The sequence below is a fragment of the Streptomyces sp. NBC_00306 genome, from assembly GCF_036169555.1.
GTDB lineage: Bacteria > Actinomycetota > Actinomycetes > Streptomycetales > Streptomycetaceae > Streptomyces > Streptomyces achmelvichensis.
In genome coordinates this window covers 6563825-6582340 of sequence record NZ_CP108032.1, presented here as the reverse complement: position 1 = coordinate 6582340, position 18516 = coordinate 6563825, and the positions used below count along the sequence as shown (strand labels likewise).

The 18516-nt window shown below is 70.4% G+C and carries 21 protein-coding genes; 3 read left to right on the top strand and 18 right to left on the bottom strand.

Annotation, left to right across the window (positions count from 1 at the left end; translation table 11 throughout):
* Nucleotides 1–4: 4 nt before the first annotated feature.
* From OHA05_RS29350 to OHA05_RS29295, 12 genes are all read right to left on the bottom strand, one after another.
* Complete coding sequence (locus OHA05_RS29350; protein WP_313943277.1) at nucleotides 5–748, bottom strand: amino acid ABC transporter ATP-binding protein; 744 nt, start codon at nucleotides 746–748, stop codon at nucleotides 5–7.
* A gap of 111 nt (nucleotides 749–859) precedes the next feature.
* A complete protein-coding gene (locus OHA05_RS29345) occupies nucleotides 860–1309 on the bottom strand; it encodes a DUF6278 family protein (protein WP_313943278.1) in 450 nt (149 codons plus the stop codon).
* A gap of 58 nt (nucleotides 1310–1367) precedes the next feature.
* Complete coding sequence (locus OHA05_RS29340) at nucleotides 1368–2147, bottom strand: exodeoxyribonuclease III (RefSeq protein WP_313943279.1); 780 nt, start codon at nucleotides 2145–2147, stop codon at nucleotides 1368–1370.
* Nucleotides 2148–2177: 30 nt separating this feature from the next.
* Nucleotides 2178–2810 carry an MBL fold metallo-hydrolase gene (locus OHA05_RS29335; RefSeq protein ID WP_328862162.1) on the bottom strand — a complete coding sequence of 211 codons (633 nt, stop codon included), beginning with the start codon at nucleotides 2808–2810 and terminating at the stop codon, nucleotides 2178–2180.
* A gap of 12 nt (nucleotides 2811–2822) precedes the next feature.
* Nucleotides 2823–4109: a bifunctional 3-oxoadipate enol-lactonase/4-carboxymuconolactone decarboxylase PcaDC gene (pcaDC, locus tag OHA05_RS29330; RefSeq protein ID WP_391837670.1), complete on the bottom strand. Its 1287-nt coding sequence runs from the start codon at nucleotides 4107–4109 to the stop codon at nucleotides 2823–2825.
* A 101-nt stretch (nucleotides 4110–4210) separates the two neighbouring features.
* Nucleotides 4211–4786, bottom strand: coding sequence for a hypothetical protein (locus tag OHA05_RS29325; RefSeq protein WP_313943282.1), 576 nt, complete (start codon nucleotides 4784–4786; stop codon nucleotides 4211–4213).
* 2 nt (nucleotides 4787–4788) lie between these two features.
* The gene (locus OHA05_RS29320) at nucleotides 4789–5949 is read right to left on the bottom strand and encodes an ROK family glucokinase (protein ID WP_313943283.1); all 1161 of its coding nucleotides are present in this window, start codon (nucleotides 5947–5949) and stop codon (nucleotides 4789–4791) included.
* A gap of 131 nt (nucleotides 5950–6080) precedes the next feature.
* Nucleotides 6081–6926 (bottom strand): ATP-binding cassette domain-containing protein, encoded by an 846-nt coding sequence (locus tag OHA05_RS29315; protein WP_313943284.1) that lies wholly within the window; start codon nucleotides 6924–6926, stop codon nucleotides 6081–6083.
* Nucleotides 6923–7984, bottom strand: a complete 1062-nt coding sequence (locus OHA05_RS29310; protein ID WP_313943285.1) for an ABC transporter permease — start codon at nucleotides 7982–7984, stop codon at nucleotides 6923–6925. Before OHA05_RS29310 ends, OHA05_RS29315 begins: the two co-directional genes overlap by 4 nt.
* The gene (locus OHA05_RS29305) at nucleotides 7981–8994 is read right to left on the bottom strand and encodes a sugar ABC transporter substrate-binding protein (protein ID WP_328862161.1); all 1014 of its coding nucleotides are present in this window, start codon (nucleotides 8992–8994) and stop codon (nucleotides 7981–7983) included. The genes OHA05_RS29310 and OHA05_RS29305 overlap by 4 nt, the downstream gene beginning before the upstream one ends.
* A 119-nt stretch (nucleotides 8995–9113) precedes the next feature.
* On the bottom strand, nucleotides 9114–10112 hold the full coding sequence (locus OHA05_RS29300) for a sugar ABC transporter substrate-binding protein (protein WP_313943287.1): 999 nt from the start codon (nucleotides 10110–10112) through the stop codon (nucleotides 9114–9116).
* 161 nt (nucleotides 10113–10273) lie between these two features.
* On the bottom strand, nucleotides 10274–10993 hold the full coding sequence (locus OHA05_RS29295; RefSeq protein WP_328863475.1) for a GntR family transcriptional regulator: 720 nt from the start codon (nucleotides 10991–10993) through the stop codon (nucleotides 10274–10276).
* A gap of 155 nt (nucleotides 10994–11148) precedes the next feature.
* On the opposite strand from OHA05_RS29295, the gene OHA05_RS29290 reads away from it, so the two are divergent.
* Nucleotides 11149–12153, top strand: coding sequence for a Gfo/Idh/MocA family protein (locus tag OHA05_RS29290; protein WP_313943288.1), 1005 nt, complete (start codon nucleotides 11149–11151; stop codon nucleotides 12151–12153).
* Between the two features lie 141 nt (nucleotides 12154–12294).
* On the opposite strand, the gene OHA05_RS29285 is transcribed toward OHA05_RS29290, so the two are convergent.
* From OHA05_RS29285 to OHA05_RS29270, 4 genes are all read right to left on the bottom strand, one after another.
* A complete protein-coding gene (locus OHA05_RS29285) occupies nucleotides 12295–12714 on the bottom strand; it encodes a PaaI family thioesterase (RefSeq protein WP_313943289.1) in 420 nt (139 codons plus the stop codon).
* Between the two features lie 96 nt (nucleotides 12715–12810).
* Nucleotides 12811–13989 (bottom strand): cytochrome P450 family protein, encoded by a 1179-nt coding sequence (locus tag OHA05_RS29280; protein WP_328862160.1) that lies wholly within the window; start codon nucleotides 13987–13989, stop codon nucleotides 12811–12813.
* A 9-nt stretch (nucleotides 13990–13998) separates the two neighbouring features.
* The gene (locus tag OHA05_RS29275; RefSeq protein WP_313943291.1) at nucleotides 13999–14670 is read right to left on the bottom strand and encodes a response regulator transcription factor; all 672 of its coding nucleotides are present in this window, start codon (nucleotides 14668–14670) and stop codon (nucleotides 13999–14001) included.
* The gene (locus tag OHA05_RS29270) at nucleotides 14667–15896 is read right to left on the bottom strand and encodes a sensor histidine kinase (protein WP_313943292.1); all 1230 of its coding nucleotides are present in this window, start codon (nucleotides 15894–15896) and stop codon (nucleotides 14667–14669) included. Before OHA05_RS29270 ends, OHA05_RS29275 begins: the two co-directional genes overlap by 4 nt.
* A gap of 146 nt (nucleotides 15897–16042) precedes the next feature.
* Here OHA05_RS29270 and OHA05_RS29265 point away from each other — a divergent pair, with 146 nt between their 5' ends.
* Entirely contained in the window at nucleotides 16043–16255 is a 213-nt protein-coding gene (locus tag OHA05_RS29265) for a hypothetical protein (RefSeq protein WP_328862159.1), read from the top strand.
* Between the two features lie 42 nt (nucleotides 16256–16297).
* On the opposite strand, the gene OHA05_RS29260 is transcribed toward OHA05_RS29265, so the two are convergent.
* Both OHA05_RS29260 and OHA05_RS29255 read right to left on the bottom strand, forming a co-directional pair.
* Nucleotides 16298–16672 carry a hypothetical protein gene (locus tag OHA05_RS29260; protein WP_313943294.1) on the bottom strand — a complete coding sequence of 125 codons (375 nt, stop codon included), beginning with the start codon at nucleotides 16670–16672 and terminating at the stop codon, nucleotides 16298–16300.
* Between the two features lie 36 nt (nucleotides 16673–16708).
* Nucleotides 16709–17323, bottom strand: coding sequence for a dihydrofolate reductase family protein (locus tag OHA05_RS29255; RefSeq protein ID WP_328862158.1), 615 nt, complete (start codon nucleotides 17321–17323; stop codon nucleotides 16709–16711).
* Between the two features lie 228 nt (nucleotides 17324–17551).
* Here OHA05_RS29255 and OHA05_RS29250 point away from each other — a divergent pair, with 228 nt between their 5' ends.
* A complete protein-coding gene (locus OHA05_RS29250; RefSeq protein WP_313943296.1) occupies nucleotides 17552–18280 on the top strand; it encodes an SDR family NAD(P)-dependent oxidoreductase in 729 nt (242 codons plus the stop codon).
* The last annotated feature ends 236 nt before the right edge of the window (nucleotides 18281–18516 follow it).

Here is an 18516-nt window from a genome sequence, read left to right as displayed (position 1 = left end):
CCCGTCAGTGCTTGAGGATCTTGGACAGGAAGTCCTTGGCGCGGTCGCTCTCCGGGTGGGTGAAGAAGTCCTCCGGGGCACGGTCCTCGATGATGCGGCCGTCGGACATGAACACCACACGGTTGGCGGCGGAGCGGGCGAAGCCCATTTCGTGGGTGACGACGACCATGGTCATCCCCTCGCGGGCGAGCTGCTGCATCACCTCCAGCACCTCGTTGATCATTTCCGGGTCGAGGGCGGACGTCGGCTCGTCGAAGAGCATGACCTTGGGGTCCATCGCGAGCGCGCGGGCGATGGCGACGCGCTGCTGCTGGCCGCCGGAGAGCTGGGCGGGGTACTTGTCGGCCTGGGAGGCGAGTCCGACGCGGTCGAGGAGCTCATGGGCGCGTTTGTGCGCGTCGCTCTTCGAGCGGCCGCGGACCTTGACCGGTGCGAGGGCGACATTGGCCAGCACGGTCTTGTGCGCGAAGAGGTTGAAGGACTGGAAGACCATGCCGACGTCGGCGCGGAGCTTCGCCAGTCCTTTCCCCTCCTCCGGGAGGGGTTGACCGTCGATGGTGATGCTGCCGGATTCGATGGTCTCGAGTCTGTTCACGGTCCGGCAGAGGGTCGATTTACCGGAGCCCGAGGGGCCGATGACCACCACCACCTCACCGCGCCCGACGGTGAGGTTGATGTCCTGGAGGACGTGCAACTGTCCGTAGTACTTGTTGACGTCGCGCAGCTCGATCAACGGATCAACGGCCATAGACTGCCCTACCCACCCATCGCAGTGTCGAGGTCAGCGCAAACTATCCAGCCCGATAAGGGACTTCACACCCGACACGCATAAATGGGGCATAAGCCGTATTTACCAACTTCAGGCTTCGGCGGCCTCCGCGTAGACCTGGGAGAGCTCCGGCGAACCGGTCACGGCCCAGTCCAGACCGGCCTCCACGACGCTGATCTCACGGCCGGAGACGAGGCGCACCACCGGGCTGCCGCCCGGCCAGATGTGCCAGCTCGCGCCCGGGACGGTACGGACGATCACGGTGCCGAGGTAGAGCCCCGCGTCGTTGCCGAGCCAGGGCAGTTCCTCCGGGTCGTCGCGCCAGCGTGGCGGCAGCTGGTCGAGAGCGCTCAAGGATGCCGGGGAGTCGTCCAGTTCGAGCCCGGCCTGGCCCACTCGGACACGCAGCAGCTCGCACTCCGAGAGCAGCTCGGCGATGGCGGCCGCGCGCTCGGGGTCCTTCTCGGCGGCCGCGAAGTCACTCTCACCGGTGTCGGCGCTGTGGCGCTTGAGCCAGTTGTCCAAGAAAGGGATGTTCATACCACTCAGCCTCGCATCCCGGCGGCCCGACGCACTACAGGGCACGCGTCGGCAGTCGTCAGATGTCCAGATCCACGACCACCGGCGCATGGTCCGACGCGCCCTTGCCCTTGCGCTCCTCACGGTCCACGTAGCTGTCCTTGACGGACTTGGTGAACGGTTCGTTGCCGTAGACCAGGTCGATGCGCATGCCGCGGTTCTTCGGGAAGGCCAGCTGGCGGTAGTCCCAGTAGGTGAAGGGCTGGTCGTACTTGAGCGGACGCGGCACCACGTCGGACAGACCGGCCTCGCGCAGCGACGCCAGGGCCGCACGCTCGGGCTCGGTGACATGGGTGCTGCCCTCGAAGACCGACCGGTCCCACACGTCGTCGTCGGTCGGCGCGATGTTGAAGTCGCCCAGCACCGCGAAGGGGCGGCTGCCCGCCGTGTCCTCGGCCACCGACACCTTGAGCGCGTCGAGCCAGCTCAGCTTGTAGGTGTAGTGGTCGTGGGCGACCTCGCGGCCGTTGGGCACATAGACCGACCGGAGACGGACCGGTCCGCAGGTGCCGGCGATCGACCGAGGTTCCTGTGTGCCCTCGTAGGCCGGGCCGTCGGGCAGGCCCTTGACCACGTCCTCCAGGCCGACCCGGGAGACCAGCGCCACGCCGTTCCACCGGCCGGCGGCGTGGACCGCCGACTCGTAGCCGATCTCGCGCAGCGCGTCGGCCGGGAACTGCTCCTCGGTGCACTTGGTCTCCTGGAGGCACACCACATCGGTGCCGCTGCTCTCCAGCCAGGCCAGCAGCCGGGGCAGCCGGGCGGTGATCGAGTTGACGTTCCACGTGGCGATACGCATGAGGAGAAGCCTAACGGCGGGGTGTGACAGTCAGAGGTCCGCCGTCTCCCCCGGGCCGAGCCGGTCGTGCTCCGCGCCGCTGAGATTGCCGAGATGCTGGTCGTACAGAGGGCGTGCGAGGTCGGTGAGCAGAGCGTCGTGGATGTCGACGGACCGCCGCGGCTTCACCTCGCGCACATAGTCGATGATCTCCGCGATCTTGTTCCACGGCGCGTGGACCGGAAGCATCAGCGTCTCGACGGGGTGGTCGGGGACCGTGAGCGCGTCGCCCGGGTGGAAGACCGAACCGTCCACCAGGTAGCCGACGTTGGTGACCCTCGGCAGGTCCGGGTGGATCACGGCGTGCAGTTCACCGTGGACCTGGACGTCGAAGCCCGCCGCGGTGAAGGTGTCGCCGTGCCCGACGGTGTGGACCCGCCCCGGGAACGCCGCCGAGATCTTCTCGGCGACGCTCCGCAGGGTCCAGATCTCCGCCTCCGCGTTGGCCTCCAGCGCCGCACGCAGCCGGCCCTCGTCGAAGTGGTCGGGGTGCTCGTGGGTGACGAGGACGGCGTCGGCTCCGACGGCGGCGTCCTCCTCACTGAAGGCGCCCGGATCGACGACGAGGGTCCGTCCGTCCTTCTCCAGCCGGATGCACGCGTGCTTCTTCTTCGTGAGCCTCATGACTCCATCCTGCTACGGCCTCGGTGTGGTCTCCTCCTGGATGACGGCCTGGGCCACCTTGAAGGCGGAGTTCGCGGCGGGTACGCCGCAGTAGACGGCGGTGTGGATCAGCACTTCCTTGATCTCGTCGGGGGTGAGCCCGTTGCGCAGCGCCGCCCTGGTGTGGAACGCCAGCTCGTCCAGGTGACCGCCCGCGACCAGCGCGGTCAGGGTGATCACGCTGCGCGTGCGTCTGTCGAGTCCCTCCCGCGTCCACACCTCGCCCCAGGCGTAGCGGGTGATCAGCTCCTGGAAGTCGCCGGTGAAGCCGTCGGCGGCGGCCGTCGCGCGGTCGACGTGGGCGTCGCCGAGCACCGCGCGGCGTACCGTCATCCCCGCCTCGTAGGGGTCGGGGCGGCCGTGCGTCACCGCCTCGGGCTGGGCATGACCGGCGGGGCCGATCTCGGCGACCGGGCCCATCGGCGCGGAGACCGCCGGTACCGCGTGCGGCACCGGGATGGCGGTCAGGGTGTCCTGCCAGGCGCTGGAGAAGTGGCGCACGAGAAGGTCGGTGACGGCGGAGGGCTGCTCGACGGGCGCGAGATGCGAGGCACCGGGCACCAGCGCCAGCCGGGCGTCCGGTATACCGGCGACCAGGGTGCGGGCCTCGGCCGGTCCGGTCACCTGGTCCTCGGAGCCGACCAGGACGAGCGTGGGCACCCCGACGCGGCCGAGTTCGGCACGGACGTCGAAGGCCGCGAGCGCCTCGCAGGTGGCGATGTAGCAGCCGGGGTCGGTGGTGCGCACCATCTGGACCGCCCATTCGACGATCGCCGGCTGCGCGAGGGCGAAGCCCTGGGTGAACCAGCGTTCCGGCGCGCTGCGGGCCATCGGGTCGAGGCCGTTCGTCCGCACGATCACGCCCCGCTGACGGAACTCGTCGGCCGTGCCGAACCGCGGCGATGTGGCGACCAGCGCGAGCGACGCGAGGCGGTGGGGATGGCGCAGCGCCAGTTCGAGGCCGATCGCCCCGCCGACGGAGCAGCCCGCGTATCCGAAGCGCTGGATGCCCAGTTCGTCGAGCGTCGTCAGCAGCCGGCCGGCGAGCTCGGCGACGGAGGGGGCGGGGTACGCGGGAGCGCCGCCGTGCCCGGGGAGGTCGAAGCGGAGGACCCGCCACTGGCGGGCGAGGTCCCCGATCTGGCGGTCCCACATGTGCCAGGTGGTCCCGAGCGAGGGCCCGAGGATGAGTACGGGGGCGTCGTCCGGACCGTCGATCCGGTACTGAAGGGTCTTCGGGGGCGTCTGCGTGTCACTCACCCGCTCCACGGTAGTGACTCCGGGGTCATGAGTGGACGGCCCCCCTCCGCTCGCTGCCGTGAGGCCCGGCCGTATGCCGGTCAGGGGGTGGTCGTGGAGACTCAGGGGGTGGTCGTGGAGACGACGTAGACCTTGGGACGGTCCGTACGGGTCATGTCGACCGTGATGTCCTGGCTGGGCAGCGGGTCCTTCTGCGTATGGCTGGCGCCCGCCCAGTCCCGGGACGGCGGGAATTTCCAGCCGACGGTGTCCGCGTCCCGGTCGCCGATGGTGATCTCGCCGTTCTTCAGCGCAGCGCGGTTGATGCCGACGCCTTCCAGGAACAGGTCCAGCCCCGCGGACGTGGTCCGGAACTGCACGAACAGCCGGCTGGTCTTCCAGTTGCTGGTCTCGTAGTACGCGACCCCCTTGGACTTCGGAGGGATCGGCACCCCGAAGACCCGGCGCTTCATCTGCGACGGCCAGGTGTCCCGCAGCCCGCTGGCCGAGGACTCGGCCTCCTTGTCCCGGCCGCTGTCCCGGCTCTGCTCCGCGGAGACGACCAGATAGCCGGCCGGGATACCGACGAGCAGCACGATGATGATCGCCGTCAGCCAGCGGCGGCGGATCATGTGGCGTCGGTCCTCCGGCGGACGGAAGTTCTCGTCGGGGGCGGCGGACTGGCGGGGCACGGTCATGACTACGGTTCCTGGGTGGGGCCGGGCGATCCGGCGTTGCGGAGGGCCTGCGCATAGCGCTCGTAGCGTTCGTGGCGCTCCACCCGTCGCCGGTTGGTGCGGCGGAAGCGGCGAGCCACGAGCCGAGCGAGGTCGGCCGCGCCGACCATACCCGCCTCGGGCCCGAGCTGCGCCTTCGCGATCTTGGCCTCGGGCCGGTATCCGCGGCCCGTGAGGTGGCGGCGGAAGGCGTCCCGGGCTGGTCCGATGAGCAGGTCGTCGGCGGCGCTGACACCTCCGCCGATGACGAAGCAGGAGGGGTCGAGCGCGGCGGCGAGGTTGGCGATGCCGACGCCGAGCCACTGGCCGATGTCCTGGAACAGTTCGACGCACATGGCGTCGCCCTCGCGGGCGAGTTCGGTGATCAGCGGTCCGGTGATGTCGCCGACGTTGCCGCCCACCCGGTCGATGAGGCTGTAGGCGACCGGGGAGTCGGCGGCCGCCAGCTCCCGGGCCTCGCGAACGAGGGCGTTGCCGGAGCTGTACTGCTCCCAGCAGCCACGGTTTCCGCAGGGGCAGCGGTGCCCGCCGGGGACGACCTGCATATGGCCGAACTCACCGGCGACCCCGTACTTGCCCCGCTTGACCTGGCCGTCCTCGAGGATCGCGCCGCCGATGCCGGTCCCGAGCGTGATCATGACGAGATGGTCCTCGCCGCGGCCGGCGCCGAAGCGCCACTCCGCCCATGCGGCGGTGTTGGCGTCGTTGTCGACCAGTACGGGGACGGCGAGCCGGGCCGTGAGCGCGTCGCGCAGGGGTTCGTTGCGCCAGGCGAGGTGCGGGGCGAAGAGCACCGTGGACCGGTCGGCGTCGACCCAGCCGGCCGCTCCGATGCCCACCGCGTGCACGTCGTGCCGGTCGGAGAGGTCTAGCACCAGCTCGCAGATGGTGTCCTCGACGACCTTCGGGCTCTTGGACTTGTCCGGCGTCTCGGTGCGGACCTTCTCCAGGATGACCCCGTCGGCGTCGACGACGCCGGCCATCACCTTCGTCCCGCCGATGTCGATTCCGACGGTCGGCACACGCGGCGCCGTGAGGTGCGACCGCCGCTCCCGGGTGCCGACGGTACGCAGGACGGTGGCGCGGGCGGAGCCGCGGTGGGCGAAGTCGCGGTAGGTGCTCATGTCCCTGCGGGGTTTCGGGGGCGGCTGACGGGCCCGATTCTGCCATCCGGGCCGTCGGCCCGCGGCCCCGGCCGAGGGCCGGACCGGCCCGGCGCCCCTGGGCGGGAGCGCCGGGTCCGCGGTGCGGACGGCTACTGGTCGTGGCCGCCCAGGTGCGTCGGTACGGGTGCGCGCTCCAGCTCGTGGCGCAGGTCCTCCAGCTCGCTGCCGCCCGCCATCTGGCGGGTGAGTTCGTCGAGCGTGACGGAGTCCTTGGTGTGGCTGGCGGACATGACACCGCGCTTGAGCAGGATGAAACGGTCGCCGACGAGATAGGCGTGGTGCGGGTTGTGGGTGATCAACACGACGCCCAGCCCGGCGTCGCGGGCTGCGGCAACATACTTCAGCACCACGCCCGACTGCTTCACCCCGAGGGCGGCGGTCGGCTCGTCGAGGACGAGAACCTTCGCACCGAAGTAGACGGCGCGGGCGATGGCCACGCACTGGCGCTCGCCGCCCGACAGCGTCCCGATGGGCTGGTCGACGTCGCGCAGGTCGATCCCCATGCGCAGCAGCTCGGACCTGGTGGTCTCGCGCATCTTGTCGACGTCGAGCCGCTTGAGCGGGCCCTTGCCCCTGGTCGGCTCGGAGCCGAGGAAGAAGTTCCGCCAGACCGGCATGAGCGGCACCACGGCGAGATCCTGGTAGACCGTGGCGATGCCGCGGTCCAGCGCCTCGCGGGGGCTCGACAGGTCCGCCTCCTCCCCCTCGATGAGGAAGGTGCCCGCGTCGTGCCGGTGCAGCCCCGCGATGATCTTGATGAGAGTGGACTTGCCGGCGCCGTTGTCGCCGAGGACGCAAGAGATCTCCCCGGCGTGCACCTCCAGCGAGACACCTTCCAGCGCGCGGATGTTGCCGTAGTACTTGCTGACGTCGTCGAGCTCGACGAGAGGCGTCCGCCCGGTGTCCGCGGGCTCCGTGGACTTCGGCGTGGTCATCGCGTTGCCTCCGCACGCTTGCGGACCCATGCGTTGAGCAGGGTGGCCAGAAGGAGCATCGCTCCCAGGAAGAACTTGAACCAGTCCGGGTTCCACTCGGCGTACACGATGCCCTTGCTGGTCATGCCGAAGATGAATGCGCCGACCGCCGAGCCGATCGCGGAGCCGTAGCCACCGGTGATCAGACAGCCGCCGATGACGGCCGCGATGATGTACGTCAGCTCGTTGCCGACGCCCTCGCCGGACTGCACGACGTCGAAGGAGAAGAGGAGGTGCTGTCCCGAGATCCAGGCGGCGAACGCGACGCCCATGTAGAGGCCGATCTTGGTCCTGGTGACCGGCACACCGACCGCGCGGGCCGCGTCCGCGTTGCCGCCGACGGCGAAGATCCAGTTGCCGAAGCGGGTGCGCAGCAGGATCCAGGTGGCGAGCGCGACCAGGGCGAACCACCAGAGGATCGTCACCTTCAAGGTGATGTCGCCGAGGGTGAGTTCGGAGGCGAAGAGCTTCTGCGCGGAGGTGAAGCCGTCCATGTCGGCGATGGACTTGGTGGAGACCGTGCCGCTGATCAGTTTGGTGAAGCCGAGGTTGAGGCCGGTCAGCATCAGGAACGTGCCGAGCGTGATGATGAAGCTCGGCAGTTTCGTCCGGATCAGCATGTAGCCGTTGAACACCCCGACGGCCAGCGTCACCACCAGCGAGACGAGCAGCCCGACCCAGACGTTGGCGGTCATCTGGTAGCTGAACATCGCCGAGATCAGCGCGGAGGTCGTGACCATCACGCCGGCCGACAGGTCGAACTCGCCGCCGATCATCAGCAGCGCGACCGGCACGGCCATGATGCCGAGCGTGGAGGCCGCGTACAGCACGGTGGAGAAGCTGGACGCCCGCAGGAAGGAGTCCGCGACGATCGAGAAGAAGAGGAAGACCGCGACCGCGCCGACGACCGAGCCGAGCTCGGGCCTCGCCATCAGCTTGCGCAGGGGCGAGGTGCGCATCAGCCGCTCGTCGGTCTTCTCCGGCTGCCGGGTGCCGGCAGGTGGTGCGGTAGCACTCATCGGGTTCCCCGCTCGGTGTAGTCCTCGAGCTCGGCGGCGTTCTCCTTGGTGATGATCTGCGGACCGGTGAGGACGGGCCGCCCGCCGCCGAGGACATCGGCGTTGTACTGGTAGAGCCACAGCAGGTCGATGGCCTCGTACCCCTGGAGGAACGGCTGCTGGTCGACCGCGAAGCCGAGGGTCCCGGCCTTGAGGCCGCTCGCGACCTTGGCGTTCAGATCGAAGGTGTCGACCTCGGCCTTGCTGCCCGCGGTCTTCTTCGCCTGTACGGCGGCGTCCGCGAACGGTGCGCCGAGGGTGACGACCGAGTCGATGGAGGGGTCGGCCTGGAGCTTGGCCTCGATGGAGGCCTGCACGTCGGGCATGTTGGTGCCGTCGACGTACAGGTTCTGGAGGGTGCCGTCGAAGGTCTTCTTGGTGCCGGCGCAGCGCTGCTCGTGTCCGACGTTGCCCTGCTCGTGCAGGACGCACAGGGCCTTCTTCTTGCCCCGCTTGTCCAGCTCGTCGCCGACGGCCTCGCCCGCGATGGTCTCGTCCTGGCCGATGTGCGTCAGCGCGCCGTACGGCTTGGACTGCTCGGATCCCGAGTTGACGGTGATCACGGGGATCCCGGCCGCGGTGGCCTTGGCGAGGACGCCCTTCATCGCGTCCGGCTTGGCGAGCGTCACGATCAGGCCGTCGACCTTCTTGTCGATGGCGGCCTGCACGAGCTGGGCCTGCTGCTGGCCCTCGTCGCTGTGGGAGTACAGGAAGTTGATGTTGTCCTTGGCGGCGGCCTGCTTGGCGCCGTTCTGGACGATGTCCCAGAAGGTGTCGCCGTCGCCCGAGTGGGTGACCATCGCGAAGGTCCAGCGAGGGGTGTTCACGGCGGCCTTGCCGGCCGCGGCCTGCGCCTTGCGCGCGTCCTCGGCCCGCTTTCCGCCGGTGCTGCTGCATCCCGCGAGAGAGGCTCCGAGTACCGCCGCCAGCAGCGCGCCCAGTGCGCGTACCCCTGTCCTTGCCCTAGCCACGACGCCGTGCCCTTCTTGCCGATTCTCCCGGTGCGGCCGGGGGGCGTGTCCTCGCGCCCCGGCCGCCCAAGTATGTGTCACGGCAGGTGGGAGGGTCGGCATCGGGTGGGCCGGGTACGTCATCGGGTTCCGTCGGCGGTGAGCTTCTCCAGCGTGGGCACGTCCTTCTCGGTGACGAGCGCCGGGCCGGTGAGAACGGGCTTGCCGCCGCCGATGACGTTCAGGTTGGTCTTGTTGAGCCACAGCTCGTCGATGGCGAGGTAGCCCTGGAGGTAGGGCTGCTGGTCGACGGCGAAGCCGATCTCGCCGGCCTTGAGCTGTTTGACCACCTCGGCGTTGAGGTCGAAGGTGTTGACCTCCGCCTTCGAGCCCGCGCCCGACTTGGCCTTGACGGAGGCTGCGGCGAACGGGGCGCCGAGCGTGACCACGGAGTCGATGTCCTTGCCGCTCTGCAGCTTCGCCTCGATGGAGGAAGTGGAGGCGGGCATGTTCGTGCCCTCCACGTTGAGGTTCTCGACCGTGCCCTTGAAGGTCTTCTTGACTCCGGCGCAGCGGGCTTCGAGGGAGACGTTGCCCTGCTCGTGGATGACGCAGAGCGCCTTCTTCTTGCCGCGCTTGTTGAGTTCCTCGCCGACCGCCTCGCCGGCGACGGCCTCGTCCTGGCCGATGTGGCTGAGCGCGCCGAGCGCATCGGAGAACTCGGCGCCGGAGTTGATCGTGACGACGGGTATCCCGGCCGCGACGGCCTTCTTGACGACGGCGCCGACCGCCTCGGGCTTGGCGAGGGTGACGATGATCCCGTCGACCTTCTGGTCGATGTAGGTCTGGACGAGCTGCGCCTGCTCCTTGCCCTCCTTGTTGGCGGCGTAGAGGAACTCGACGTTGTCCTTCTTGGCCGCGACCTTGGCGCCGCTCTGGACGATGTCCCAGAAGGTGTCGCCCTCGCCGGAGTGCGTGACCATGGCGATCTTGAGGCGTTCGGTGGCCGCGGGGACGCCGCCTCCGCCGTCCTTGGAGGTGTCCTCCTTGGCCTCCTTGCCGCCGGAACTGCTGCATCCGGCGACGGCGACCAGGGCGCATGCGGCGAGCACGGCTGCTGCCTTGCGGTGGGTTCGCATGGTGGGGTCCGCCTTCTCTCCCGGCCGCCCGGTTGCGGCTGGGTGAGTTTCTACGGCGACGGCCGCACCCCGTCAAGACTTTGTCCGAACATTCTTACCAGAAGGACATTCTTACGTGACCTGATCATGTCCATCGTCCGCCGGAAGGTCTCCGGCCGCGCTCAGGGGCGTACGAGGAGCTGGAACTCGAAGGCGTAGCGCGAGGCGCGGTAGATGTGCGAGCCGAACTCGACGGCCCGGCCGGTGTCGTCGAAGGTGGTGCGCTCCATGGTCAGCACCGGCCCGCCCGCCTCCTCGGTGAGGAGTTCCGCCTCGGGGGCGCTGGCCGCCCGCGCCCCGACCGACTGGCGGGCGCTGTGCAGGGTGATCCCCGCGGAGCGCATCATCCGGTACAGACCGGTGGCCTCCAGCCGCGCGGTGTCGTAGTCGAGCAGTCCGGCGGGCAGGTGGTTGCGCAACAGGGCCATGGGCTCGCCGTGGGCGTACCGCAGCCGCTCGATCAGCTGGACCTCACTGCCCTCGGTGACGCCGAGAGCGGCGGCGACCTGGGCACTCGCACTCTCGACGGCATTGCTCAGGACGATCGTGGCGGGCCGCTGGCCGGCCGCCTCCAGATCGTCGTAGAGGCTGCTGAGCTCCAGCGGGCGCTTGACCTGGCTGTGCACGACCTGGGTGCCGACGCCGCGGCGGCGCACCAGCAGGCCCTTGTCGACGAGGGACTGGATCGCCTGGCGGACGGTGGGTCGGGACAGCCCGAGCCGGCCGGCCAGCTCGATCTCGTTGCCGAGCAGACTGCCGGGGGTGAGGGTCCCTCTCTCGATGGCCGCTTCCAGCTGCTGCGACAGCTGGAAGTAGAGCGGGACCGGACTGGTGCGGTCCACGCTCAGCTGGAGAGACAGGGACGAGTCCGTCACGTGTCTGGGCTGCTTGGGCACGGGCCGAGCGTAGTCGCCGCTCATGTTGACGGGAAGTCGTGAAGTTCGGTTGTCAGGACAAAGTCTTGACACAGTGCCCGGCCCGGCTCCATTTTTGGGCCATGCGCATCGGACTGATCGGAACCGGACGAATCGGCACCTTCCACGCGGGCGTGCTCGCCCGCCACCGGGAGGTCGGATCCCTGGTCGTGGCGGACGCCGACCCGGCGAGGGCGGCCGCGGTCGCCGAGCGGACCGGGGCCACGGCGGCGCCCAGCGCGCACGAGATCTTCACCTGGGGCGTGGACGCGGTGGTGATCGCCTCGGCGACGGCCTCCCACGCGGAACTGATCGGCCGCGCCGCCCGAGCCGGGCTCCCCGCGTTCTGCGAGAAGCCGATCGCGGTGGACCTGCCGGGCACGCTGGGCGCGCTGCGCGAGGTGGAGACCGCGGGTACGGAGCTCCAGCTCGGCTTCATGCGCCGCTTCGACGCCGGATACACCGTGGCCCGCGACCTGGTGCGGTCGGGAGCGCTCGGCCGCCTGCACACGGTCCGGGCGATCACCTCCGACCCGGCGCCGCCGCCCGCCGACTATCTGCCGCTGTCGGGCGGCCTGTACCGGGACTGCCTGGTCCACGACTTCGACATCCTGCGCTGGGTCACCGGTCGCGAGGTGGTGGAGGTCTACGCGACCGGCTCGGACACCGGGCCGCCGATGTTCCGCGAGGCGGGCGACGTCGACACGGCGGCGGCGGTGCTGACGCTGGACGACGGGACGCTCGCCACGGCCACGGCCACGCGGTGCAACGGCGCCGGCTACGACGTCCGGATGGAGCTCGCGGGCGAACTGGACCAGGTCGCGGTCGGCCTCGATGACCGCACCCCGATCAGCTCGACCGAGCCGCAGGGCGCCCCGGCGGCCGACAAGCCGTGGCCGGGCTTCCTGGAACGCTTCGCCCCCGCGTACGAGGCGGAGCTGGACGCGTTCGTCCGGATGGTCCAGGGCGAGGGCACGAATCCGTGCGACGGGCGGGAGGCGCTGACGGCGCTACGGATCGCGGAGGCGTGCGAACTGTCCCGCCGTGAGCACAGGCCGGTGCGGCTGGAGGAGATCGCGGGCGCCTGAGAGGGCCGCGGTCGGGGCGTGGGGGCGTCGGGGGCACCCGAGCCGGTTCGCGGTCAGGACGTCCGGGGCAGGTGGCGCGGCCTCAGGACGTCCGGGGCACGTGGCGGGGCCTCAGAACGTCTTGGACAGGTGGCGCGGCCTTCAGGACGTCTGGGCCGAGAGCACCGTGCCCTGGGCCACGGCGCACAGTGTCTCCTCGCCGTCCTCCCCCACCGCCAGGAGATCGCACCGCACCACGGCCTGCCGCCGCCCGCTGTGCACGACGGCGGCCCGCGCCCGGAGGATCACCCCGGTGGCGGGCCGGACGTACTGCACGGAGAACCCCGCGGTGAGGACGGCGGGCCCGAGGGTGGTGCCGGCCGCGAAGGTGATCGAGTTGTCGGCGGCGTAGGCGAGGACACCGCCGTGCAGATAGCCGTTCTGCTGCCGCAACTCGTCCCGTACATCGAGCTCCAGCACGGCGGCCCCGTCCCCGAACGCGGTGATGCGCGCCTGGAGCAGCCGGCTGAAGGGCTGGCTGTCGAGGACCTTCTGCGCGAGGCCCAGGTCGAATCCGGTCATGGTGGGGGCTCCTCGGTATCCGTTGCCGCTCTGCCGCTCGTGCTCCTGCCGCCGTCGGTCACGACGGCATACCGCGCCCGGTGCGCCATCGTCGCCCTACCAGCGCACGGGGAGGCTGCGTACCCCCCGCATCAGCAGCCCCGGGATCCACTCCGGCGGGCCCGCCGACGGGTCCAGGGAGAGGTCGGGGCAGCGGACGAGCAGCGACTGGAGGGCGATGCGGGTTTCCAGGCGGGCCAGGGGCGCGCCCAGGCAGAAGTGGATGCCGTGGCCGAACGCCACATGGCCGCGGGTGTCGCGGCGGATGTCGAAGGTGTCCGGGGCCGCGTAGCGCGCCGGGTCGCGGTCGGCCGCCGCGAGGCCGACCAGGACCATCGCGCCGGCCGGGATCGTGCGTTCGCCGATCCGCAGGGACTCGGAGGTGAAGCGTACGGTCGCCGCCTCCACCGGTCCGTCGTAGCGCAGCATCTCCTCGATCGCGCCGTCCAGGAGGGAGAAGTCGGCTCGCAGGGCGGCCAGTTGGTCGGGGTGCGCGAGCAGGGCCCGTACGCCGTTGGCGATCAGGTTGACCGTCGTCTCGTGGCCCGCGATCAGCAGCAGATAGGCCAGGGCCCGCAGTTCGGCGGCCGAGAGCCGGTCGTCGTCCTCCGCGCGGGCGGTTATCAGGGCGGACAGCAGGTCACCCGTCGGCCCCTGGCTGCGTTTGTCCTCGATCAAGTCGTCGAGATAGACGGCCAGTTCGTCGACGGCCCGCTCCAGCTCGGCCTGCCCGGTGGGAGCCACCACCTCGTTGGACCAGGTGCGGAAGGCGTCACGGTCGGCGGCCGGCACGCCCAGCAGCTCGCAGATGACGATGATCGGCAACGGGAAGGCGAGAGCGTCGACCAGGTCGCCCCGCCCGGCCGGCAGCATCGCGTCGAGCAGCTCATCGGTGATCTGCTGGATGCGCGGGGCCAGTTGCTCCACGCGGCGACCGGTGAACTCCCGCGTCACCAGCCGGCGCAGCCGTGTGTGGTCCGGCGGGTCCAGGACCAGCAGATTCGGCCCGATGACCCGCTCGTCCAGCATCATCCGGCCCACCACGGCCGGTGATTTGAGCAGCCTCGGGTCAGTGAGCGCGGCGCGCGCCTCCTCATGGCCGACGATCAGCCAGAACTCGTCGCCCTGCACCCCGCGCACCTGATGGACGGGACCGGCCTCGCGCCACTTCGCATAGTACGGATACGGATCGGCGACGAAGTCCGCCCCGTACTCCCCCAGATCGATGATCGCCACCCCGCCAGCCTACGTCGGCCCCTCCCCGTCCAGCAGGCCAGCGTCGTGCGCGAGCAGCGCGATCTGGACACGGTTGTTGAGATCCAGCTTCGCGAGGATGCGCGACACATGGGTCTTCACGGTCGGCACGCTCATGTACAGCGTCGCCGCGATCTCCGCGTTGGACTGGCCGCGGCCCACCGCGACCGCCACCTCCCGCTCCCGTTCCGCGAGCGAGTCCAGCCGCTGGGCCGCCGTGCTGCGGCGCGGGTCGGGCACCCGGTCGGCGACGTGCGACATCAGCTGGCGGGTCACGGCCGGGGAGAGCACCGGGTCCCCGGAAGCCACCCGCCGCACCGCGGCGACGATCTCGGCCGGCGGGGTGTCCTTGAGGACGAACCCGGCGGCCCCGGCCCGCAGCGCCCGCAGCACCTGCTCGTCCGCGTGGAACGTGGTGAGCACCACGACCTCGGGGGCGTCGGGCCTGCGCCGCAGCTCCTCGGTGGCGCGCAGTCCGTCCACCGTCGGCATCCGGATGTCCATCAGCACGACGTCGGGCGAGAGCCGGTCGATCAGTTCCGGTACCTCGGAACCGTCCGCGCCCTCCCCGACGATCTCGAGGTCGTCGGCCCCGCCGAGCATGAAGGAGAGGCCCGCCCGGACCAGGGGGTCGTCATCGACGACGAGCAACCGGATAGTCATGCGGCCCACGGTAGCCAGGCCCGGACATGGAATCCGCCGTCTCCGGTCGCTCCGTGCTCGAGGCTGCCACCGGCGAGCGAGGCCCGTTCGGTGAGCCCGATCAGCCCCTGCCCGGAACCGGGCACGGTGCCGACGTCATCGACCGGAGCGGGATTGTCGACCGCGACGGTGACGCCGTCGCCCGGTCCTCCGCCGACGGCGACGGTGACCTCGGCGCCCGGCGCGTGTTTGCGGGCGTTGGTGAGGCCCTCCTGGGCGATGCGGTAGACGGTGCGCCCCACGATCGCCGGGACGGATGCCGTGTCGGAGATGCGGTTGTCGAGGGTCACCTTCATCCCGGCCTCACGGGACTCGGCGACCAGCGCGTCGAGCGTGGCGAGCGTCGGCTGCGGACGGTCGCCGTGGTCGCCCTCGCCGGGCGCCCGGAGCACGCCGATGATCTCGCGGAGGTCCTGGAGCGCGTCGTGCGCGCTGTCGCGGATCACCCCCGCGGCCCGCGCGACCTCGGCGGGTGGCGCGTCCGGCCGGAATTCGAGGGCGCCCGCGTGCACGCTGAGCAGGGTGAGCCGGTGGGCGAGCACATCGTGCATCTCGCGGGCGATCGCCTCACGGGCCAGTCGCTGGGCCTGCTCGGCCCGGAGCTCCGCCTCCGTCTCGGCTCGCAGGGCCCGTTCCCGCAGCGCCACGACGAGCTGGCGCCGGGCGCGTACGAGCATGCCCCAGCCGATCGCCAGCAGCAGCAGGACGACCCCGGCGATCATCGACACCCAGTAGTTCACCGTCGGGTCGGGGCGCACCAGCGGCTGGACGACGGAGCCGACCAGCGCGACGAGTCCCACCAGGGCGACCGGCCTGAACAGCCGGTGCACGGCGAGGCTGAAGACGGCGACCAGCATCGCGCCCCCGGCGACCGGCGTGAGCACGGTGGCGACGGTCAGGACCAGGGCCAGGCCGACCGGCCAGCGCCGCCGCACCCACAGGGCGCAGCACGCCGCCGCACCCAGCAGCTGATCGGCGAGGACGACCATCTCGGAGGTGTTGTACTGATCGCTGGCCTCCGCCGCGATCAGCCCGAACAGCGCGGCCAGGACGAAGGCGCAGGTGTCCACGATCCAGTCGCGCACGGTCCGCCGGCGCCGGCCCGTGGACGTCTCCCCCCGGGGGTCGGGCTCCTGGGGGTCCGCCATGGCCGAGGGCAGCAGCCAGGGGTATTCCGTACGCGTCATACCGACCAAGTTACGCAGGTGGGAGGCGTCGGACAGGCCGGGACGGACGGGAAGCTACCAAAGTCGCCGAGGTGGAGACTTTCGGAGCAGGAGTGCATGCCGAGGGCCGACGCGCCAGGGTGCGGCGCGGCACGACGATCGCGGGCATGAAGAAGATTCTCGAAGGCGCCGGCCTGATCATGCTCGTGCTGGGGGGCTGCGGCGTGATCCGCGAGCTCACGGGCTGGTTCCGCTTCATGGCCTTCACCCGCTTCCTGACGGAGAACGTCTCCTTCCTCGGGAACGCGGCCCTGCTCACGAACATCGTGATCGCCGTGGTCGGCTTCGCGGTGATGATGACGGCCGACAACCTCAAGTGACGACAGACGGCGGAGGCAGGCGATGCCAAAGGACGGGGACCGTCAGACCTTCGCCTCGTTGAGCCGGGTGACCTCGGCCAGATGCTCGCTCATCCGGTTGCTCACCATGCCGCTGGTGAAGAGCACCGCGCCGACGACGGAGACGGGGACGGACAGCCCGAGCACGGCGATGAGCTCGGGCCAGTCCCGCTCGGCGGGGCACGAAGAGCCGTTGCCGAGCCCTTCGTTGGCGGTGGACCGGTCCGTGAACAGGCGCGCCTCGCACTCGTAGCTCGTACCGTCGGCGTCGTACGGCGTCAGAAGCAGCACCCCGAACCACACCCACAACAGGCTGGAGAGCGCGAGCAGTCCGACGCCCCAGCCCTGAACACGCCTGGCCCGGCTGCGGAATTCGATGTCGTACGGGAGTGATCGCATGGCGGCCCAACCTAGCAACCGTGCACGCGCGCGCTGTCAGGCCCCGTACGTCCCGTACTCGGGGCGGCCGGCCAGTTCGTAGGTCTGGATCGTCACACCGCTGCCGGTGATGCGGGCGTCCGTGTGCCGGAACGCCGTGGGCACCGAGCCCTCCGGGAAGAGCCGCAGCCCCTTGCCCAGCACGACGGGGTAGGTCAGCACATGGAGGGTGTCGATCAGATCGTGCTCCAGCAGCGAGTGGGCGAGCCGGCCGCTGCCGTGGACCTGCACCTCACCGTCCGTGCGCTCCTTGAGCGCGGGGATCTCCTTGGCGAGATCGCCGCGGATGATCGTGGACGGCTCCCAGTCGGCCCGCTCCATCGTGGTGGAGACGACGTACTTCGGCCTGGAGTTGAGCTTCGAGGCGATCGGGTCGTCCGGGTCGCTCACCGTCGGCCAGAACCCGGCGAAGATCTCGTACGTGCGGCGGCCCAGCAGAAACGCACCGACGCGGCCGAAGACGCTGTCCATGAAATGACCGAAGTCGTCGTCCGCGTAGGGAACGGTCCAGCCACCGAGGTCGAAGCCGTCACGGCGGTCCTCCTCGGGCCCTCCCGGTCCCTGCATGACGCCGTCGAGAGAGACGAAGGTGGTGATCGAGAGCTTCCCCATGAGAGGCACCTGCTTCCGTTGCTCGTGTTCCCCCGGTGGTGACGCGGTCATCAGCTACGACCCTGCCGGCGCCGCGATCTCATCGGTCACCCGGCGTGAGGACGCTCGCCGAAGGGTCACACCGGGATTCAACGTCCGTTTGCCGCCAGCACCGAGGAGGCCGGGCCGCTTTGCTTGATGTCATCAGCCGTTACGACACGTCATGACACATCATCACAAGGGGAACTCATGTCCAGGACAGCTCTGGTGACAGGTGGCAGCCGCGGAATCGGTGCGGCGATCGCTCTGCGACTCGCGCAGGAGGGCGCCGATGTCGCCATCACCTATGTGCGGAGCGACGAGGCCGCCGAGGAGGTGGTCCGCAAGATCGAGGCGGCGGGCCGCCGGGGTGTCGCGCTCCGGTCGGACGCCGCAGGCACGGAATGCGGCGCCTCCGCCGTCAGCCGCGCGGCCGACGCGCTCGGCCGGCTGGACATCCTGGTCAACAACGCAGGGGTCGGCGTACTCGGACCGGTCGACAGCCTGGCGACGGCCGACGTGGACCGGGTGCTGGCGGTGAACGTGCGCGCGGTCTTCCTCGCTTCCCAGGCGGCAGCCGCGCGGATGGAGCGCGGCGGCCGGATCGTCTCCATCGGCTCCTGCATGACGAAGTACGTGCCGGGCCCGGGAGGCACGCTCTATGCGATGAGCAAGTCGGCCCTGACAGGCCTGACGAAGGCACTGGCCCGCGAACTGGGCCCGCGCGGCATCACGGCGAACCTCATCCACCCGGGCCCGATCGACACGGACATGAACCCGTCGGACGGCCCGTACGCGCCTCCGCAGAAGGCGGGTACCGCACTGGACCGCTTCGGTACCCCGGAGGAGGTGGCGTCGCTGGTCGCGTATGTGACGAGCGACGAGGCGTCGTACATCACGGGAGCGGAACTGGCGGTGGACGGCGGCCACGCGGCGTGACGCCGCGGGCCCACCGCCCGGCCGCGGACGGACATTGAGCCCGTCCGGCCTGCGGTGGGTGACACACCGGGCCGACGATCAAGCCCGTCCCGGCCCGGCGTGACACTCCGGCGCATCGAGCCCGTCCGGCGATCGAGGACACGGCCGGAGGCCGTACCCCCGGTGCAGCCGGGCCGAGCCGCGGACGAACGTCCACGGCTCGACCCGGACCGCCAGGGTCAGAACCGGAGTCAGAA

Excerpts from the sequence above, each read along its gene's own strand:
- OHA05_RS29340 (WP_313943279.1), bottom strand. The coding sequence starts at position 2,147 with ATGCGTATCGCCACGTGGAACGTCAACTCGATCACCGCCCGGCTGCCC.
- OHA05_RS29270 (WP_313943292.1), bottom strand. The coding sequence starts at position 15,896 with ATGACGCGTACGGAATACCCCTGGCTGCTGCCCTCGGCCATGGCGGAC.
- OHA05_RS29320 (WP_313943283.1), bottom strand. The coding sequence starts at position 5,949 with ATGAGCACCTACCGCGACTTCGCCCACCGCGGCTCCGCCCGCGCCACC.
- OHA05_RS29275 (WP_313943291.1), bottom strand. The coding sequence starts at position 14,670 with ATGACTATCCGGTTGCTCGTCGTCGATGACGACCCCCTGGTCCGGGCG.
- OHA05_RS29255 (WP_328862158.1), bottom strand. The coding sequence starts at position 17,323 with ATGGGGAAGCTCTCGATCACCACCTTCGTCTCTCTCGACGGCGTCATG.
- OHA05_RS29310 (WP_313943285.1), bottom strand. The coding sequence starts at position 7,984 with ATGAGTGCTACCGCACCACCTGCCGGCACCCGGCAGCCGGAGAAGACC.
- OHA05_RS29315 (WP_313943284.1), bottom strand. The coding sequence starts at position 6,926 with ATGACCACGCCGAAGTCCACGGAGCCCGCGGACACCGGGCGGACGCCT.
- OHA05_RS29325 (WP_313943282.1), bottom strand. The coding sequence starts at position 4,786 with ATGACCGTGCCCCGCCAGTCCGCCGCCCCCGACGAGAACTTCCGTCCG.
- OHA05_RS29345 (WP_313943278.1), bottom strand. The coding sequence starts at position 1,309 with ATGAACATCCCTTTCTTGGACAACTGGCTCAAGCGCCACAGCGCCGAC.
- OHA05_RS29290 (WP_313943288.1), top strand. The coding sequence starts at position 11,149 with ATGCGCATCGGACTGATCGGAACCGGACGAATCGGCACCTTCCACGCG.
- OHA05_RS29250 (WP_313943296.1), top strand. The coding sequence starts at position 17,552 with ATGTCCAGGACAGCTCTGGTGACAGGTGGCAGCCGCGGAATCGGTGCG.
- OHA05_RS29260 (WP_313943294.1), bottom strand. The coding sequence starts at position 16,672 with ATGCGATCACTCCCGTACGACATCGAATTCCGCAGCCGGGCCAGGCGT.
- OHA05_RS29350 (WP_313943277.1), bottom strand. The coding sequence starts at position 748 with ATGGCCGTTGATCCGTTGATCGAGCTGCGCGACGTCAACAAGTACTAC.
- OHA05_RS29300 (WP_313943287.1), bottom strand. The coding sequence starts at position 10,112 with ATGCGAACCCACCGCAAGGCAGCAGCCGTGCTCGCCGCATGCGCCCTG.
- OHA05_RS29335 (WP_328862162.1), bottom strand. The coding sequence starts at position 2,810 with ATGAGGCTCACGAAGAAGAAGCACGCGTGCATCCGGCTGGAGAAGGAC.
- OHA05_RS29265 (WP_328862159.1), top strand. The coding sequence starts at position 16,043 with ATGAAGAAGATTCTCGAAGGCGCCGGCCTGATCATGCTCGTGCTGGGG.
- OHA05_RS29285 (WP_313943289.1), bottom strand. The coding sequence starts at position 12,714 with ATGACCGGATTCGACCTGGGCCTCGCGCAGAAGGTCCTCGACAGCCAG.